The following is a 17412-nucleotide window of genomic DNA, read 5'->3' as shown; positions in this document are numbered from 1 at the left end:
CCTCTCATGGCTTTAGCTAAACGCATCATCCCTTGCCTGGACGTGGACAACGGCCGTGTGGTCAAGGGCGTCAAATTCGAGAACATCCGCGATGCCGGCGATCCGGTGGAGATTGCCCGGCGCTACAACGAGCAGGGTGCGGACGAGATCACCTTCCTCGACATCACGGCCAGCGTCGATGGTCGCGATACCACCCTGCACACCGTCGAGCGCATGGCCAGCCAGGTGTTCATCCCGCTGACCGTGGGGGGTGGGGTGCGCACCGTGCAGGACATCCGCAACCTGCTCAATGCCGGGGCCGACAAGGTGTCGATCAACACTGCCGCGGTATTCAACCCGGACTTCGTGGGCGAGGCGGCGGACCGTTTCGGTTCCCAGTGCATCGTCGTGGCCATCGATGCCAAGCAGGTATCCGGCCCGGGTGAAACCCCGCGCTGGGAAATCTTCACCCATGGCGGGCGCAAGCCGACCGGCCTGGACGCGGTGGAGTGGGCGAAGAAGATGCAAGACCTGGGTGCGGGCGAAATCCTGCTGACCAGCATGGACCAGGATGGCATGAAGAACGGGTTCGACCTGGGCGTGACCCGTGCCATCAGCGATGCGTTGAGCATCCCGGTGATCGCCTCGGGCGGGGTGGGTAACCTTCAGCACTTGGCCGATGGCATCTTGCAAGGGCATGCCAGCGCCGTGTTGGCTGCCAGCATCTTCCATTTTGGGGAGTACACGGTGCCTGAGGCCAAGGCCTATATGGCAGCGCGCGGAATAGTCGTTCGCTGACTCGAAAAAAAGGGGCTGCCAGGCAGCCCCTTTGGTGATCAGCCCTGCTTCACTTCACGCATGGGCTTGCCTTTGACCGGCGCATCGTTGGCCACGTAGTACTTGGCGGTGCTGCGCGGCAACGGCTTGCGACCACGGATCTTGTCCGAGATTTTCTCGGCGATCATGATGGTGGTGGCATTGAGGTTGCCGGTGATGATGATCGGCATGATCGACGCATCCACTACACGCAGGCCCTGCATGCCATGCACGCGGCCTTCGCCATCGACCACCGCCATGTCGTCGGTGCCCATCTTGCACGAGCACGATGGGTGGTAGGCGGTTTCGGCGTGCTCACGGATGAATTTGTCCAGTTCTTCATCGGTTTGCACGTGCGCGCCTGGGCTGATTTCGCGACCACGGTACGGGTCCAGCGCTGGCTGGGCCATGATTTCGCGGGTCAGGCGAATACCGTCACGGAATTCTTCCCAGTCCTGCTCGGTGGCCATGTAGTTGAACAGGATGCTTGGGTGCTGGCGTGGGTCCTTGGACTTGACCTGCACGCGGCCGCGGCTAGGCGAGCGCATCGAGCCCATGTGCGCCTGGAAGCCATGTTCCTTGACGCCCTTGGAGCCGTTGTAGTTGATGGCCACCGGCAGGAAGTGGTACTGGATGTTCGGCCACTTGAATTCAGGGCGCGAGCGAATGAAACCGCCGGCCTCGAACTGGTTGCTGGCCCCGATGCCGGTACCGTTGAACAGCCACTCGGCGCCGATGGCCGGCTGGTTCCACCACAGCAGCGACGGGTACAGCGAGACGGGCTGGGTGCACGCGTACTGAAGGTACAGTTCCAGGTGATCCTGCAGGTTTTCGCCAACGCCTGGCAGGTCGTGAACGACCGGGATGTCCAGGCTTTCGAGCAGAGCGCGCGGGCCCACGCCGGAGCGCTGCAGCAGTTGCGGTGTGGCGATGGCGCCGGAGCTGACGATCACTTCCTTGCGGGCACGTGCTTCGACGCGCTCTTCGCTGTCGCCCACCAGGTAGCTCACACCAATGGCGCGCTTACCGTCGAACAGTACGCGGTCGCTCAGAGCGTGGGTCACGATGGTCAGGTTGGGGCGTTTCTTGGCCTGGTCCAGGTAACCGCGGGCAGTGCTGGAGCGGCGGCCATTCTTGGTCACAGAACGGTCCATCGGGCCGAAGCCTTCCTGCTGGTAACCGTTGAGGTCTTCGGTGCGTGGGTAGCCGGCCTGTACGCCAGCCTCGACCATGGCGTTGAACAGCGGGTTGTTGCCAGCCTTGGGCGTGGCCACGCTCAATGGGCCGTCACCACCGTGGTAGTCGTTGGGGCCGATGTCGCGGGTTTCGGCCTTGCGGAAGTACGGCAGGCAGTCCAGGTAGGTCCAGTCTTCCAGGCCTGGCAGCTCAGCCCAGCCATCGAAGTCCAGGGCATTGCCGCGGATGTAGCACATGCCGTTGATCAGCGAGGAGCCACCCAGGCCCTTGCCACGGCCACATTCCATGCGGCGGCCGTCCATGTGCGGCTCCGGATCGGTCTCGTAGGCCCAGTTGTAGCGGCGGCCTTGCAGCGGGAAGGCCAGGGCAGCTGGCATCTGGGTGCGGAAGTCGAAGCGATAGTCAGGGCCGCCGGCTTCGAGCAGCAGCACGGTGGTGCCTGCGTCTTCGGTAAGGCGAGTAGCCAGGGTGTTACCGGCAGAGCCGGCACCAACGATGATGTAATCGTATTCCATGGGGAAGCTTCCTCCGGAAGCAGTTGCGCGTCTGGCGCTGCACCTGGTGCAGCCAGGCCTGACGCGCAAATGGATGAGTGCTGCAAGGGCCGGTCGGTCAACGACCGGCGCTGTCCTGCAGCATGGGCTGGCGTGCTACGGCCGGTCAGAAGACCGAGGCGTAGTCGCCCAGCTCGACCTGTACCGACTTGATGCGGGTGTATTGGGCCAGCGAGCTGATGCCGTTCTCGCGGCCAACGCCCGATTGCTTGTAGCCGCCCACCGGCATTTCGGCTGCCGACTCGCCCCAGGCATTGATCCAGCAAATGCCCGCTTCGAGCTGGTGGATGATGCGGTGGGCACGGTTCAGGTCGTTGGTGCACACACCGGCAGCCAGGCCGTATTCGGTATCGTTGGCGCGGCGGATCACTTCTTCCTCGGTCTCGTAGCTGAGGATGCTCATGACTGGGCCGAAGATCTCTTCCTTGACGATGGTCATGTCGTCGCGGCAGTCGGTGAACACGGTCGGGGCCACGAAGGCACCCTTGCCGAAGTCGCCTTCGGTCAGGCGCTCGCCGCCACACAGTACGCGGGCACCTTCTTCCTTGCCCTTGGCGATGTAGCCCAGCACGCTTTCCATGTGCTGGAAGCTGACCAGCGGGCCGAAGTTGGTGTTTTCATCTTCGGGGTTGCCGGCACGGATACGCGCTACGCGCTCGAGAATCTTGGCTTCGAAGGCGGCCTTGTGCTCGGCTGGGATGAACACGCGGGTACCGTTGGTGCACACCTGGCCCGAGCTGTAGAAGTTGGCCATCATGGCGATGTCGGCGGCCTTGTCCAGGTCGGCGTCGGCGCAGATGATCAGCGGCGACTTGCCGCCCAGCTCCATGGTCACTTCCTTGAGCGAGGAGCTCGAGGCGCTGGCCATGACCTTCTTGCCGGTGGTGGTGCCGCCGGTGAAGGAGATCTTCTCGATGCGCGGGTGCTCGGTCAGCCAGCTGCCCACTTCGCGGCCGCTGCCGGTCAGTACGTTGAACACGCCGTCCGGCAGGCCGGCTTCGGTGTAGATCTCGGCCAGCTTGAGGGTGGTCAGCGAGGTGACTTCCGACGGCTTGAAGATCATCGCGTTGCCGGCAGCCAGGGCCGGTGCGGATTTCCACAGGGCGATCTGGATCGGGTAGTTCCAGGCGCCGATACCGGCAGTCACGCCCAGCGGTTCGCGACGGGTGTAGACGAAGGACGATTCGCGCAGCGGAATCTGCTCGCCTTCGATGGCAGGGACCAGGCCTGCGTAATATTCCAGCACGTCAGCGCCGGTGACGATGTCGACGTAGCGGGTTTCGGAGTAGGACTTGCCGGTGTCCAGGGTTTCCAGCAAGGCCAGCTCGTCGTTGCGTTCGCGCAGGATGTCCACGGCGCGGCGCAGGATGCGCGAGCGCTGCATGGCAGTCATGGCCGCCCACACTTTCTGGCCGCGCTCGGCGCTTTCGACAGCCTTCTCGACGTCAGCCTCGGTGGCGCGTTGCACGTGGGCAAGCACTTCGCCGGTAGCCGGGTTGATGGCTTCGAAGGTGGCATCGGTGCCAGCGTCGACGTAACCGCCATCGATGTAGAGTTTTTGCGTTCCGAAACGGGCCATAGTGTCCTCGCAAGTGCAATGTGTGAGTAGGCCGGGCGTCACGCTCCTGCCGTGCTGGCAGAGGCCGTGCGCCGTTGTTCAGCAGCAGGGTCGGTGCCCAGTGTGTGCTGCTTGGCCAGTTGTAGATCCATGTATTCGTAAGCGATCCGTATCGCCTGGTCGGTGTCGAAGGCATCCCCCGACAAGGCTCCACGCAGCCACAGGCCGTCGATCAGAGCCGCCAGCCCGCGGGCTGCCTTGCGTGCATGGTAAAGCGGCAGCACGCGGCGAAACTGGCAACACAGGTTGGAGTACAAACGGTGGTCATTGATCCGTTGCAACCTGTGCAGATCGGGCTGGTGCATGCTGGAAGCCCAGAAAGCCAACCAGGTTTTCATCGCCGGGCCATTCACCTGGCTAGCATCGAAGTTGCCCTCGATGATCACTTTCAGGTGGGCGCGCGGCGCATCGTCCGTCAACGCCTGGCGGCGCGCTCGCACGCCTTCGTTGAGCATGCTCATGATGTAGCCCATCGTCGCTGCGATCAGGCCGTTCTTGTCCCGAAAGTAGTGACTGATGATGCCGTTCGACACGCCTGCCAAACGGGCAATGAGCGCAATGCTGGCGTCCCCCAGACCGACCTGATCGACCGCTTGTAACGTGGCTTCGATCAACTGCTGACGGCGGATGGGTTGCATACCGACCTTGGGCATCTTGCTTTCTCCTCAGGTCTGCGAGCAGACGACCAGCGTCTGACTCGGCGAAGACCAGTCTATTTTGTTTTGATTGAACGTTCAATCAATAAAGAATAAGCTCTGCGACAATTTGTGCCATTGACAGCCCATGTGGCGGCCCCAGCGGCATCGATTGAAACCTTAGGAAATCGCGCAAACCCAGAGCCGGCAAGGCTTTTACGGGGGCGATCGATGAAGGACGCAGACGCCGTCGCAGTGTGGACAACCTGCGACATGCCTCAGGATCGGGCGATATCCCTGTGACCAATGCGCGCACTTTCAACCGTGCGCAGCGTTATGAAGCGGTGGTAGCGGCGTATGTGTTGCAGCGGATCGGTTCGAAACCGCGATTTCCAGGGTGCTTTTATAACACCTGATGCAGTGGGGGTATTCCACCAAATGCTCAGGAAGACCGATTAGCCTCCACTGCCGTTCTGCCCGGAGCCTTCTTGCAATGAGTTCTGCCTCACTAACCAAACCCCCCGCCGAGAGGGTACGGGTCAACCGCGTGGTGTTCTTCACCTCGGCGCTGATGATCCTCGTTCTGACTGCCTTGCTTATCGCTGTTCCTGAAACTGCTGGCCGCGTACTGGGCGTCGCCCAGCAGTGGCTGACGCGCAGTTTTGGCTGGTACTACATGCTGGTGATCTGCGGCTACTTGCTGTTCGTCGTCTACCTGGCATTTTCCGACTACGGCAAGCTCAAGCTGGGCGGTAAGGAAGACCAACCTGACTTCAGCTACGGCGCCTGGGCCGGCATGCTGTTCTCGTCGGGCATCGGTATCTCGCTGTTGTACTTCGGCGCGTCCGAGCCGCTGGATCACTACTTCAATCCGCCCGAAGGCACGCCGGCCAGCCTGGAAGCGGCGCGTCAGGGCCTGCAGCTCACGTTCCTGCACTGGGGGCTGCACGGCTGGGCGATCTACGCCCTGGTGGGCCTGGCCGTGGGTTATTTCGCCTACCGTCACAACCAGCCGCTGGCACTGCGCTCGGCACTTTATCCACTGGTGGGCGAGCGCTGGGTCAAGGGCGCTGCCGGCAACGCTGTGGATATCTTCGGCATGTTCGTGACCCTGCTGGGCCTGGTCACCAACCTTGGGATCGGCTCGATGCAGGTCGCGTCGGGGCTTGAATACCTGTTCGGCATGGACCACAGCAAGACCAACCTGCTGGTGGTGATTCTGGTAATGGCTGGTGTTGCCACAGTGGCAGCGGTCTCGGGCGTGGAAAACGGTATCCGCCGCCTGTCCAACCTGAACATCGCGCTGTTCAGTGGCCTGCTTATCTTCGTCCTGCTGGGCGGCGAAACCCTGCACCTGCTCAACGGCTTCGTGCAGAACGTGGGCGACTACCTCAACGGCATCGTGCTGAAAACCTTCGACCTGTATGTGTATGAGGGTGAGGCGGGCAAGTCCGAACGCTGGTTGGGCCTGTGGACGGTGTTCTATTGGGCCTGGTGGATTTCCTGGGGCCCGTTCGTAGGCATGTTCATTGCCCGGATCTCCAAGGGCCGTACCGTGCGCCAGTTGGTCAGCGGTGTGCTGTTGATCCCGCTGGGCTTCACCCTGGCGTGGCTGTCGATCTTCGGCAATACCGCCCTGGACCTGGTGATCAACCATGGCGCCGTGGAACTGGGCAAGACCGCCCTCGAGCAGCCGTCCATGTCAATCTACCAACTGCTGGAATACTTCCCGGCAGCTAAGATCGTGATCGGTGTGGCCGTGTTTGTTGGCTTCGTGTTGTTCCTGACCCCAGCGGACTCCGGCGCAGTCATGATGGCGAACCTGTCGTGCAAAGGTGGCAAGGTCGACGAGGACGCCCCGCACTGGATGGTGGTGTTCTGGTCGGTGATCATCACCCTGGTCACCATCGGCTTGTTGTTCGCCGGCAACTTCGAAGCCATGCAGACCATGGTGGTGCTGGCAGGCCTGCCGTTCTCGGTGGTGCTGGTGCTGTTCATGTTCGGCTTGTACAAGGCCATGCGGCAGGACGTGGCCATGGAGCAGGAGCGGGCCGAACTGGCCGCACGTGGCCGTCGAGGCTTCAGTGAGCGCCTGACTCAACTCGACTTGCAACCGACCCAGGCGGTGGTGCAGCGCTTCATGGACAAGCAGGTAAGCCCTGCGCTGAAGGATGCAGCGGCCCAGTTGCAAACCCAGGGCTTCGACGTCGAGACCCGGGTCGGCCAGTCGCGCAACATGATGGGCCTGCGGGTGATGATGGAAGAAGGCAACCCCTTCGTCTACGAGGTCAGCCTCGATGGTTACATGGCTGCACCAACAGAAGCCCCGGCCGAGGGTGAGCCCGAGGTACGGCAACGCTTCTACCGCGCCGAAGTGTATTTGCACGACGGTAGCCAGGAGTATGACCTGATGGGCTTTGCGCCTGAACAAATCGTGCGCGATGTGCTGGATCAGTTCGAGAGCCACCGCCAGGTGTTGGGGCGGGTCTACAGCTGACGCACGACCTGGCCTAGCAATATGTACGGCCAATGACCACACGTGCGTGGCTACGGTGGGTCTCCCGATTCAAGGAGGCCCACCATGCCCACCGCTCGAGCCGCTTCATACGACTTCAAAGCCCAGGTCAACGCGCAGTTTTCTGGTCGGCCTACCTTACGGCAGGTAGCCAGCCTGCAAATCATGGGCTTGCTGATCGAGCACTACCCCCTGATTGCCGTTCATCGCCCACGCTCAAGGATACCAACCAGCTGAGCCTGGTCAGGGTGAACCCCGATGGGCAAAGCTCAACGACCCTTCCACTCGTAGACGAGATACTCAAGGCCAAGCTGCACAACCGGGTGCTGGACTTCACGCCAGTGGCCAACATCAATCAGTATCTGCTGCTCAGCGGCAAACACTTCTTTGCCATCCCCGACCCGTTCGAGACTGCCGAGGGCGATCAAATCGATCTCGTGGCTCTGCAACCTGCCTTCGAAGACCTGCTGCTTTTACTGGACGACTATTTCAACGCGGCACAGGTCAAGTACTGGCGTGCTGTCGGCAGTATGGGCGTCAGCCGCGATCGCTGGCTGCAGCTGGTCATGATAACGGCGCTGCTGCACAACCTGTCGCTTCACGGCTTGAGCGCTCGGTAGCAGGCTTGTCTGCGTGGACTCTTGGGCAGCCCCAGTGAGCGGCCGACTGTGTTCATGGTGGAGATGGTACGTCCCTATCAGAACAGCAGCGTTAGCCGTTTCCTGCCAGATCTCATCGTACAGGGACAGTGGGACGAGGGTGAGGCAGTGCTGTGGTGCAAGCCGTCCGGCGTGGTGTGGACGTTCGACACGCTGGATGAATTTGCGCAGGCCCTACAGCAGGAGTATCCCGCCCTTGTGGACGAGCAAGGGATGGTATGGCATCGGCATGAGCTTGGAGGAGACCCTTTTGCGCACCGCCATCAGCCACCGTGAAGATCAGCTGATCATGGATTGGTTGACGGTCGACTACCCCAAGCAGCTTGTCTGGCGATTGGATATCGGCGCCACTTACCCGGCATATGTGGTCACCCATCTCGACGACGCGCAGCGTCAGCCTGAGCGGGTCAAACGCTTCGCAGGAGAATGGCGAAGCGCATTACTGCACAGCGCCTTGCAGGCAAAATTGAGGGGACAGTTAAGCGAAATCGGTCTTCAGGCTATTTCCGATTATTGCGGCGGCAGGGTGGACGCAATGCAACCGGCCAGCACACTGATGCCGTTCGCATTGCGACGTGCACCGGACAGTGAGCAATACGATCAGGTACATGGCATGTATGTTCTGGTCAATCAGACGCCTGGAACAGTTGTGCTGTACAGGCCCCTTTACGGTAGTAGGGCCGTGCTGGAGTTCACAAGCACAGACGCCTTGATGGATGAGGTGCGCAACAACGTTGAGCTGCAGGCCAGCATTCTTGACTGGCTAACACCTGAAGCTCGCCCGGTTTACGACCACGGCGGGTTCAGCGAGCCCCAACTGGGGCACTCGATTATCGATACCTCGATCTTGCCCGGGCGTGTTGCGCCTGCTCAGTTCTGGGCCAAACCCTGGCTAAATGATGTCGACCTTCAGTTGTACAGAGCCAACCGCGATTTGCTGGTCGATCTGGCCGAACGCAGCTCGGTCGCCAACGCAGAAAGCCAGTGGGCGGTTCTCACTCAAGGTGCCTGGTTGCTGTTCGACGTAGCTTCCATATTGGTGAGTGGCCCCATCGGTGCTGTAGCCTGGATGGTCCAAGCGCTCAATGCCGCGGCAGCTGACGAAAGAGCCATCCGTGAGGGTACGGCGTTCGAGCGCTCGGCTGCCGTGGTGGACATCGTGCTCAACCTGGTGATGGCGCTGGGGCACGTGCTCGGGCCGAAAATGGCCCCCAAGCCGGTAGAACTGCCTGATGCCATACGCCCTTCAACGATGGCTCCCGGGTCGACCCTCCCAGTGCTAGCCGATGCCGATGTGCCGAGGCAAGGCAAGGCAAGGCAAGGCAAAGTCTACCTTCCTGGGCCAGTCACCAAGGCGCAGGCGATCATGGATTTCTCCTTCTCAGGTGGGGAAGGGTTCAATGCCTTGCCGGCCGAAATGCGCAGCAAGGTCTTGGGTTTGCGCGTGCAGATCGATCTGGAACAGCACTCGCCGGCTTCCAGCGGGGAGGCCGCAGGTTTATACACGGTCGATGGGCAACGCTACGCAAAGATGCTGATGGGCACCTTTGCTGTATCGGTCGATGCCGAAGGCGTGCGCATCATCGATGCGCAGGGCAAGCCTGGCCCATGGTTGAAGCGTGTGGGCGGGGCATGGCGTATCCACTCGGGCCAACGCTTGCGAGGCGGGATGCCCAAGAGTCGTCTTCAGCTCATACGCGAAGAGAACATGCGCCGCGAAGAGAGCATGCGTGAAGAGGTGAGCGTTTGACGCGTGCGCGCGAAGCATTGGCCGCAGCCTATGAACGACATGCTTCTAAAGTAGATAAGACCACCGAAAAACTTGAGGAACTTGAGCGAGTCGAAACGCCTGATACACAGCAACTGGAAATGATCAGTTTACTGCGCCAAGTCAGAAGGGGGGCAGCGCCAGTATGTGTGCAAAGACCTCGACGCGCTCATAAAACACGACAGCGAGCACGACGCTCTGCTCATGTCGGGCGGCTCGGTAAGACCTTCCAGTGAGCTCGTCTCGACCACGGTAACTTATCAGCGCAGTACCATCCGACGTGGCCTACTGGCGACCTGCGAGACGTATTACAACTTGCTGGCGGTCATGATCAATGAAGAGTCCATAGACGCACAGCTTGATGAAATCTTAGTCCTACCTACCACTGAGGAGGAGCAGCAACGCTACAAGCGATTGACTGCCTCGCTCGAGCGCGTGACGCAGTGGGCCAAAGATATGCTGGCCTTGGCCGCAAAACTTGATCCTCTACTTGAGAGCACCCGAGCTGACAATGACATTGTGTTCCAGGATGCTGATGGCAAGATCGAAAACGAGCATCTTGAACTGACCAGAATTATTCAACAGCGCCAATTGAACGCCGTTGATCTTGAGTTTCGACTGCTTGAAGACCTCGGCGAATTGTCAATTGATCGTCTTCGGGGTGCCTCCGAAGAGCAGATCAACGAGTACAACGAAATGCTGGTTGGAAAGGCACTCAAGAGTGCGGGCAGCGCCCACGGTGACTTGGCTGGCAGCAGCTTGTCTGTCGAGGAGCGAGTCGCTGTGCTCAATGACGTGATTGATGCGTACGAGGAGACCATTGGCAAGGCGCAAATCTAGCCAGCTCCCAGCCTGAAGCTATCCGACTCGACAAGCTCCAACAGTACCTCGACGAGCTACGCCGGTTGAAGCTGTTGGCCAGCGAGGAAATGCAGGCCAATATTCGTGAGGTCGAGCAGACCGAGGCCTTTGCACCACGCACGCCCGTCTATGCTCCACGCGGCGGTGTGCGTCGAATGGTCAGAACCAAGCAGGGACGTAACGTAGTCGGTGTCGAGACCGTCGACGACGCAGGTCTCCCTGTACTGCAGCAAGTGGACAGTCATGCGAAGGTGTTGAGAACCTTCCGCCGGCAGGATAGCCAGTGGCAAGAGGTCGAACCGCCAGGCACTGCTGAACAGCCGCCAAGCTCTGCCATCAAGGTAAGCGAGTTGCGTCGACAAGCGCAAAAGCTGATCAATAACGTTGATGCCACGGTTGCGATGGCAAGGAAATTCTTCGCCAAGAATGAGCCATTGGGATTGGCCACGATTGTCGACGAACACGTCAAAGACCTCAAAGCCAACCTGGCGTTGTTGCCTCGAACTGATGCTGAAAGTGCGTTGAGAGGGCGAATCGAGCATGCAATCACTGAGCTTGACGACCATCGTCAGAAGCTGCTCAAGACCTATTATTTGACCTGTAAAACCCCTGCCATGAACGCGCTCAAATTCCTTTACGAACTGGGTGAGATTACCGTTAGCCGAGCAGATCGCAGAGTGCCGTTGGGAACAAATGACTATTTGGATACCTACGAGATCAAACGGGTATCAGGCAGGCCTATCTGGGAGGCTCACTTTCATTATCCTGCCGTGGACACGGCAGATCAGGACTTTTCTCGTGGGCATCTGAAATTGTGGGAGCAGCGCAGGCTTGGGCATCAAGCTGTGTTGCGGGCCGCAAAGAAACAGCAAGTGCTCTCCATCTACCGTGGCCAGCTACGTAAGGGCGATGTGGAGGGCATCATTCCATTCGGGTAACGATGCTGCTGTAGCCTGTGCTCTGCTCGCTGCCAGGTGGCAGGGTCTAGACTCACCGACGTACCTGCACTGGCATGAGGGCACGTGGGCAACCTACTTCGCGGGCACCCTGCGCGATGCCCGCTCAACGGTTGCTGTAGCGGCCTTGCTTGCCATGGGCGGGCATGGCCAGGTTGCTTCGTTCGGCAATCATCTGCTGCAGGTTGATCAGCTTCACACCCTGTCGCGTGAGGTTTGGCAGCTCGCGCTCCAGCACTTCGAGGGTCTGTGGATACGGGTGGCCAATCAGCACTGCCGAGCCCTGTTTGCGCGCCAGGGCGATGCCTTGGTGCAGTTGGCGTGTAATTGCCTCAGGCGTGCGCTCGTCATCCAGAAATACATCCCTGGAGACATTCGCCGTGCCCTGTGCCTGGGCTTGTGCCGCGGCCACGGTCGCAGCGCTGGTGCGGCTGTCGACGAAGAACAGGTCGCGGCGCTGTAGCTCACCCATCAACCAGGTCATGGCGTCGCGTTGTGCCGTCATGCGGCTGCCCATGTGGTTGTTCACGCCAGCGGCATAAGGCACCTTGGCCAGGGCCGCATCAAGACGCCTGGCAAGCTCGTCTTGCGGCACGCCGGGGTGCCAGGCATAGGGCCCGGTGGCCGGGTCCATGGGCATGTGCAGGATGACGGTTTTACCCGCCTTATGCGCCTGGCGGGCGAAATCGGTGGCATGCGGGGTGTCAGGCATGATGGCCATGGTCACCGGCCCCGGCAGCGCCAGGGTTCGACTGTCGCGCTCGGGGCTTTGGCCGAGGTCATCGATGATGATGCTCATGTAGGCCTGGCTGGTGGGCGCCGCGTGCGCCACGCCCGCCATCAGCCCGATCAGCAGATACAGCAAATAACGCATGGTTGGCTCAGCTGCCTTTGGTGATGTTCAGGCCCTTGAGCAGGCTCAGGGCCTGGCTCAGCTGGAAGTCGTTGTCCTGCGGCCGCTCCTTGCGCTTGCTGCTGCCGGTGGGACGGTCGGCGCCCCCATTGCCGTTGCCCAGGTGCCCCTGCAGGTCGGCTTCCTTGAAGTTGTCGTTGTCCGCTTCGGCCGTAAGCTTGGCCTGGCGGACCTCGATGTCCGGCACGATACCCTGGGCCTGGATGGAGCGACCGTTGGGGGTGAAGTACAGGGCAGTGGTCAGCTTCAGGGCACGGTCGTTGGCCAGGGGCAGCACGGTCTGGACCGAGCCCTTGCCAAAACTGTCGGTGCCCATCAGCACGCCGCGCTTCTGGTCTTGCAAGGCGCCCGCGACGATTTCCGAGGCCGAGGCGCTGCCGCCGTTGATCAGCACCACCAGTGGCACACCTTCGCTGGCATCGGCAGGGTCAGCCGAGAAGCGCAGCTCGGAATTGGCGATCCGCCCTTTGGTGTACACGATCAGGCCCTTGGTCAAGAAGTGGTCAGCCACTTCCACCGCCGACTGCAACACGCCCCCCGGGTTGTTGCGCAGGTCCAGGATCACGCCACGCAGCTTCTTGCCGTTGTCCTTGCGCAGCTTGGCCAAGGCCTTGCCCACTTCGTCGCCGGTCTTGACCTGGAACTGGGTGATGCGGATATAGCCGTAATCGTTCTCGAGCAGTTGGCTCTTGACGCTTTTAACCTGAATGACTGCACGAGCAAGGGTCACATCGAACGGCGTACCCCCATCGCGCACCAACGTCAGGGTGATCTTGTCGCCCACTTTGCCGCGCATCTTGTCCACGGCCTCGGTCATGGTCTGGCCGCGGGTCGGTGCGCCGTTGATCTTCACGATCAAGTCGCCCGCCTGCACGCCGGCCTTGGACGCTGGGGTGTCATCAATGGGCGAGACCACCTTGATGAAACCGTCTTCCTGGCCGACTTCGATGCCCAGGCCGCCAAACTCACCGCTGGTACTTTCCTGAAGCTCTTGAAAGTCTTCAGGGCCCAGGTAGGCCGAGTGAGGATCGAGGTTGCTGAGCATGCCTTTGATGGCGTTTTCCAGCAGGGTCTTGTCATCGACAGGCTCGACGTAAGCTGCCTTGATACGGTCCATGACCTCGGCGAAGGTGCGCAGCTCTTCAAGCGGCAGCGGCGCTTTGGCAGTGACCTCGGTGACGGGCACGGCAGCCGCCTTGGCAGGCTCTGCAGCAATGGCCAGGGGTGCGCCGACCGCCAGGGCGATGGACAGGGCCAGCTGGGTAAGACGGGGCGAGTGCAGCATGTCGAACGAACTCCTGATCCTGTAGACGCTCCCTTCGGAGCATGGGCACAGCACACGCTGCGCCACATAAGTTTGACTAGCCGCGGCACCACTGGGAGGGGTCGGAAGGCCGGCCCTGCTGGCGGATGGCGAAATACAGACCGGCAGCCTCCTGGCCACCGCTATCGCCGACTGTCGAAATGGCTTCGCCCGCCTTGACGACGTCACCGGCGCTCTTGAGCAGGCTCTGGTTGTGGCCATACAGGCTCAGGTAACCATTGCCGTGGTCGAGAATGACCAGAAGACCGGCGCCACGCAACCAGTCGGCGAACACCACACGGCCTCCATGGACAGCCCGCACCTGAGTACCGGGGTTGGCACTGATCATCACCCCGTCCCACTTGGCGCGTGAATCACCGCCACGGGCATCCCCGAAGCGTGCCAGCAATCGACCATTGACGGGCCATGGAAGTTTTCCACGGGAAGCAGAAAATGCGCCGCCATAACTGGCACCGTCGCTCGAAACCATGGGCCCGAGGGTCGCACGGGCCTTGCGCGGTGGCTCGGCTGGCTCGGGCGCCTTGTCACGGGCTGCGGCGGCGAGTGCCTCTTGCTGGCGGCGTTTTTCCGCCTCCTGCTGAGCCAGCAGTGCGCGTTGGCGTGCCTGCTCGGCTTCACGCGCCTGGCGGGCCAGGGTTTCCTCGATGGTCTTGAGTACCTTGGAAAGATCGGCCTGGTCCTGCTCGCGGGCGCGCAGCTTCTGGTCGCGGTCCTTCACATCGCCGTTGAGCTTGGCCAGCACCTCGCGGCGCTTACCCCGTTCGACTTCCAATGCCTGGCGGCGGGTGTCGAGGTCGGCGCGCTGGGCCAGCAACTGCGCTTGCTGGCTGCCGATGTCACGTTCGACACCGGCCAATTGGCGCAGGGTGTCATTGAAGGCGCGCAGTTGCTCCAGGCGCGCCTTGCTGAGGTAATCGTAGTAGGTGAGCGTTCGCGCGAATTTTTCGGGGTTCTGCTGGTTGAGCAGCAGCTTGAGGTATTCCTCACGGCCGTTCTGATAGGCCGAACGGGCCTGGATGGCAATCAGCCGCTGTTGTTCAACGCGGGCGCTCTGGAGTTTTTTTTTCTCGGTATCAAGGCGCTCCAGCTCGCCCTCGGTCTTTTTTAGTTGCTGCTGCAGGGCCTCCACCTGCTTCTCCAGGTTGCCGATGTCGGTTTCGGTGGCCTTCAGGTCTTTCTGCACGCCGGCCTTTTCTTCCTGGAGCTTGCCCAAGGTTTTCTTGAGCTCGGCGATGTCCTGGCGGGTGGCGTCCAGTTGCTGCTGGGTCTGTGCGCGCTCGTCGGCGAACGCCGGGGTGAGCAGGCAAGACAAGGCGAGAAGGATCAGGGCGCGAAGCATGGGTTTGGCATACCGGGGATGGAGACTGGCCTAGTATGAATGAGCGGCAGGCTGCACGCTACACGCCACAGGAAAGGGCCGCGAACTGGCCCGTGCTTCTTGTGGCGTGTGGCATGACTGTCAGGCGTCGATCAGGATGGACGTGCCTGTCATCTCGGCAGGCTTCTCCAGCCCCAGCAGCTTGAGCATGGTCGGTGCCACGTCTGCCAGCACTCCGCCTTCGCGGACCTTGAGGTTGCGCTTGCCTACATAGATGAACGGCACCGGCTCGGTGGTGTGTGCGGTGTGCGCCTGGCCGGTGGATTCGTCTTCCATTTGCTCGACGTTGCCATGGTCAGCCGTGATCAGTGCTTCGCCACCGACCTTGTCCAGCGCCGCGACGATGCGGCCCATGCAGCCATCCAGGGCCTTGACGGCCTTGACTGCGGCATCGAACACACCGGTATGGCCAACCATGTCGCCGTTCGCGTAGTTCACCACGATCACGTCATGACGCTGCTGCTCGATGGCTTCGACGATGCGGTCGGTGACTTCGGGCGCGCTCATTTCCGGCTGCAGGTCATAAGTAGCGACCTTGGGCGATGGAATGAGGATGCGCTCTTCGCCTTCGAATGGTTCTTCGCGCCCGCCCGAGAAGAAGAAGGTGACATGTGCGTACTTTTCGGTCTCGGCGATGCGCAGCTGGGTCTTGCCATTGTTCGCCAGGTATTCGCCCAGCACGTTGTGCAGGCTGGCCGGCGCGAAGGCGGCCGGCGCCGGGATCTTGGCCGAATACTGGGTCAGGCCGATGAACGCCGCCACTTTCGGCAGACGCGCGCGCGGGAATTCGTTGAAGTCCGGCTCGACGAACACGCGCGACAGCTCGCGGGCGCGGTCGGCGCGGAAGTTCATGAAAATCACTGCATCGCCGTCTTCGACCTTGACGGGCTCGCCGATGCGCGTGGCCTTGACGAACTCATCACTCTCATCGCGGGCGTAGGCTGCTTCGAGACCGGCCAGGGCAGTGTCGGCGGTGTATTGCGCGTCACTGTCTACGATCAGGTTGTAAGCGGCGCTCACCCGGTCCCAGCGGTTGTCGCGGTCCATGGCAAAATAGCGGCCGATGAGACTGGCGATGCGGCCTTTGCCCAACCGGGCGAACGTGGCATCGAGCAGTTCGATGGAGGACTGGGCGCTGCGCGGCGGGGTGTCGCGGCCATCGAGGAAGGCGTGCAGGTAGATTTTTTCGGCCCCACGCTGCGCAGCCAGCTCAGCCATGGCAACGAGGTGGTCCTGGTGGCTGTGAACGCCACCGTCGGACAGCAGGCCGAGAATGTGCACGGCCTTGCCAGCGCCCGCCGCCGCATCGACCGCACCGGTGAGCACCGGGTTGGTGAAGAACTCGCCGTCACGGATGGCCTTGGTGACGCGGGTGAAGTCCTGGTAAACAACGCGCCCGGCGCCCAGGTTCATGTGGCCGACCTCGGAGTTGCCCATCTGGCCATCCGGCAGGCCGACATCCATGCCCGAACCGGAAATCAGGCCGTGCGGCTGGGTAGCCTGCAAGCGGTCGTACACCGGCGTGTTGGCGGCGTGGATGGCGTTGTACTCAGGGCTTTCGCTGTAACCGAAGCCGTCCAGGATGATCAGGACCAGGGGTTTGGGCGTGCTCGTCATCAATCAAACTCACGGTTGTTCAAAGATGATAAAGACACGCATTTTAGGGCAAATGCGCCGGTGTGGGCGAATAATCGTCCTCAAGCCCGACCGGCGCACCCTCACGGCATTGTGTAACGGCACTTGCTTCGCGGCCCGGTCAGGCTTTGGTGGCACCGGGCTGGTGTGTATACTGGCCGGCATTTTCAATCGCGTGGAACACCCCAGATGGTTGCTAACCTGATTCAATTCGCGACAAACCACTACCTCCTGGTGGCGATCTTCGTCGTTCTGCTGGCGGCATTGCTGGTCAACGAAATCCGCCGTGGCGGGCAAAGCCTGAGCAATGGGCAACTCACCGCCCTGGTCAACGCCGACAAAGGCCTGGTAATCGATATTCGCCCGGCCAAGGAATATGCTGCCGGTCACATCGTCGGTGCGCTCAGCATCCCCCAGGACAAGCTGGCCACCCGCATGACCGAGCTTGAAAAGCACAAGGACAAGACCCTGATCGTGGTGGACGCGATGGGTCAGCATGCCGGCACCGTGTGCCGCGACCTGCTCAAGGCTGGTTACAACGCTGCCAAGCTCAGCGGTGGCGTTTCCAGCTGGAAAGCCGACAACCTGCCTTTGGTGAAGTGAT

At 61.3% G+C, this 17412-nt stretch carries 15 protein-coding genes; 8 read left to right on the top strand and 7 right to left on the bottom strand.

Annotated features, from left to right (window positions below; genetic code table 11):
• Positions 1 to 6 precede the first annotated feature (6 nt).
• Positions 7 to 777, top strand: a complete 771-nt coding sequence (gene hisF / locus ACF8R3_RS20480; RefSeq protein WP_058604246.1) for an imidazole glycerol phosphate synthase subunit HisF — start codon at positions 7 to 9, stop codon at positions 775 to 777.
• A 38-nt stretch (positions 778 to 815) separates the two neighbouring features.
• Here hisF and betA read toward each other — a convergent pair whose 3' ends face one another.
• The 3 genes from betA to betI form a co-directional block, all read right to left on the bottom strand.
• Complete coding sequence (gene betA / locus ACF8R3_RS20475) at positions 816 to 2507, bottom strand: choline dehydrogenase (protein WP_058604247.1); 1692 nt, start codon at positions 2505 to 2507, stop codon at positions 816 to 818.
• 145 nt (positions 2508 to 2652) lie between these two features.
• Positions 2653 to 4125 carry a betaine-aldehyde dehydrogenase gene (gene betB, locus ACF8R3_RS20470; protein ID WP_196142476.1) on the bottom strand — a complete coding sequence of 491 codons (1473 nt, stop codon included), beginning with the start codon at positions 4123 to 4125 and terminating at the stop codon, positions 2653 to 2655.
• A gap of 38 nt (positions 4126 to 4163) precedes the next feature.
• Positions 4164 to 4817: a transcriptional regulator BetI gene (gene betI, locus ACF8R3_RS20465; RefSeq protein WP_182139370.1), complete on the bottom strand. Its 654-nt coding sequence runs from the start codon at positions 4815 to 4817 to the stop codon at positions 4164 to 4166.
• Between the two features lie 532 nt (positions 4818 to 5349).
• Here betI and ACF8R3_RS20460 point away from each other — a divergent pair.
• The 6 genes from ACF8R3_RS20460 to ACF8R3_RS20435 all read left to right on the top strand — a co-directional run bounded on the left by ACF8R3_RS20460 (position 5350) and on the right by ACF8R3_RS20435 (position 11540).
• Positions 5350 to 7296, top strand: coding sequence for a BCCT family transporter (locus tag ACF8R3_RS20460; protein WP_392516071.1), 1947 nt, complete (start codon positions 5350 to 5352; stop codon positions 7294 to 7296).
• A 32-nt stretch (positions 7297 to 7328) separates the two neighbouring features.
• On the top strand, positions 7329 to 7934 hold the full coding sequence (locus tag ACF8R3_RS20455; RefSeq protein WP_392516067.1) for a hypothetical protein: 606 nt from the start codon (positions 7329 to 7331) through the stop codon (positions 7932 to 7934).
• A 54-nt stretch (positions 7935 to 7988) separates the two neighbouring features.
• Positions 7989 to 8249 carry a hypothetical protein gene (locus tag ACF8R3_RS20450; RefSeq protein ID WP_193755008.1) on the top strand — a complete coding sequence of 87 codons (261 nt, stop codon included), beginning with the start codon at positions 7989 to 7991 and terminating at the stop codon, positions 8247 to 8249.
• Positions 8224 to 9723, top strand: coding sequence for a dermonecrotic toxin domain-containing protein (locus tag ACF8R3_RS20445; protein WP_392516066.1), 1500 nt, complete (start codon positions 8224 to 8226; stop codon positions 9721 to 9723). Before ACF8R3_RS20450 ends, ACF8R3_RS20445 begins: the two co-directional genes overlap by 26 nt.
• Before the next feature lie 165 nt (positions 9724 to 9888).
• Positions 9889 to 10581 carry a hypothetical protein gene (locus ACF8R3_RS20440; protein ID WP_392475156.1) on the top strand — a complete coding sequence of 231 codons (693 nt, stop codon included), beginning with the start codon at positions 9889 to 9891 and terminating at the stop codon, positions 10579 to 10581.
• Between the two features lie 65 nt (positions 10582 to 10646).
• Entirely contained in the window at positions 10647 to 11540 is an 894-nt protein-coding gene (locus ACF8R3_RS20435) for a hypothetical protein (RefSeq protein WP_392475155.1), read from the top strand.
• Between the two features lie 124 nt (positions 11541 to 11664).
• On the opposite strand, the gene ACF8R3_RS20430 is transcribed toward ACF8R3_RS20435, so the two are convergent.
• The 4 genes from ACF8R3_RS20430 to gpmI all read right to left on the bottom strand — a co-directional run bounded on the left by ACF8R3_RS20430 (position 11665) and on the right by gpmI (position 16790).
• Positions 11665 to 12432, bottom strand: coding sequence for a divergent polysaccharide deacetylase family protein (locus tag ACF8R3_RS20430; RefSeq protein WP_100850627.1), 768 nt, complete (start codon positions 12430 to 12432; stop codon positions 11665 to 11667).
• A gap of 7 nt (positions 12433 to 12439) precedes the next feature.
• The gene (locus tag ACF8R3_RS20425; RefSeq protein WP_058604251.1) at positions 12440 to 13756 is read right to left on the bottom strand and encodes a S41 family peptidase; all 1317 of its coding nucleotides are present in this window, start codon (positions 13754 to 13756) and stop codon (positions 12440 to 12442) included.
• A gap of 76 nt (positions 13757 to 13832) precedes the next feature.
• Complete coding sequence (locus ACF8R3_RS20420) at positions 13833 to 15134, bottom strand: murein hydrolase activator EnvC (RefSeq protein WP_196186515.1); 1302 nt, start codon at positions 15132 to 15134, stop codon at positions 13833 to 13835.
• Positions 15135 to 15254: 120 nt separating this feature from the next.
• On the bottom strand, positions 15255 to 16790 hold the full coding sequence (gene gpmI / locus ACF8R3_RS20415) for a 2,3-bisphosphoglycerate-independent phosphoglycerate mutase (RefSeq protein WP_392516065.1): 1536 nt from the start codon (positions 16788 to 16790) through the stop codon (positions 15255 to 15257).
• A 207-nt stretch (positions 16791 to 16997) separates the two neighbouring features.
• Here gpmI and ACF8R3_RS20410 point away from each other — a divergent pair, with 207 nt between their 5' ends.
• Positions 16998 to 17411: a rhodanese-like domain-containing protein gene (locus ACF8R3_RS20410; RefSeq protein WP_023532978.1), complete on the top strand. Its 414-nt coding sequence runs from the start codon at positions 16998 to 17000 to the stop codon at positions 17409 to 17411.
• Position 17412 lies beyond the last annotated feature (1 nt).

It is taken from the genome of Pseudomonas sp. FYR_7 (assembly GCF_043106155.1).
GTDB lineage: Bacteria > Pseudomonadota > Gammaproteobacteria > Pseudomonadales > Pseudomonadaceae > Aquipseudomonas > Aquipseudomonas parafulva_B.
This window is presented reverse-complemented; position numbering and strand designations above follow the sequence as displayed.

Coding starts and splice junctions, on each gene's coding strand:
- hisF (WP_058604246.1), top strand. CDS start 7: ATGGCTTTAGCTAAACGCATCATCCCTTGCCTGGACGTGGACAACGGC.
- betA (WP_058604247.1), bottom strand. CDS start 2,507: ATGGAATACGATTACATCATCGTTGGTGCCGGCTCTGCCGGTAACACC.
- betB (WP_196142476.1), bottom strand. CDS start 4,125: ATGGCCCGTTTCGGAACGCAAAAACTCTACATCGATGGCGGTTACGTC.
- betI (WP_182139370.1), bottom strand. CDS start 4,817: ATGCCCAAGGTCGGTATGCAACCCATCCGCCGTCAGCAGTTGATCGAA.
- ACF8R3_RS20455 (WP_392516067.1), top strand. CDS start 7,329: ATGACCACACGTGCGTGGCTACGGTGGGTCTCCCGATTCAAGGAGGCC.
- ACF8R3_RS20450 (WP_193755008.1), top strand. CDS start 7,989: ATGGTGGAGATGGTACGTCCCTATCAGAACAGCAGCGTTAGCCGTTTC.
- ACF8R3_RS20430 (WP_100850627.1), bottom strand. CDS start 12,432: ATGCGTTATTTGCTGTATCTGCTGATCGGGCTGATGGCGGGCGTGGCG.
- ACF8R3_RS20425 (WP_058604251.1), bottom strand. CDS start 13,756: ATGCTGCACTCGCCCCGTCTTACCCAGCTGGCCCTGTCCATCGCCCTG.
- ACF8R3_RS20420 (WP_196186515.1), bottom strand. CDS start 15,134: ATGCTTCGCGCCCTGATCCTTCTCGCCTTGTCTTGCCTGCTCACCCCG.
- gpmI (WP_392516065.1), bottom strand. CDS start 16,790: ATGACGAGCACGCCCAAACCCCTGGTCCTGATCATCCTGGACGGCTTC.
- ACF8R3_RS20410 (WP_023532978.1), top strand. CDS start 16,998: ATGGTTGCTAACCTGATTCAATTCGCGACAAACCACTACCTCCTGGTG.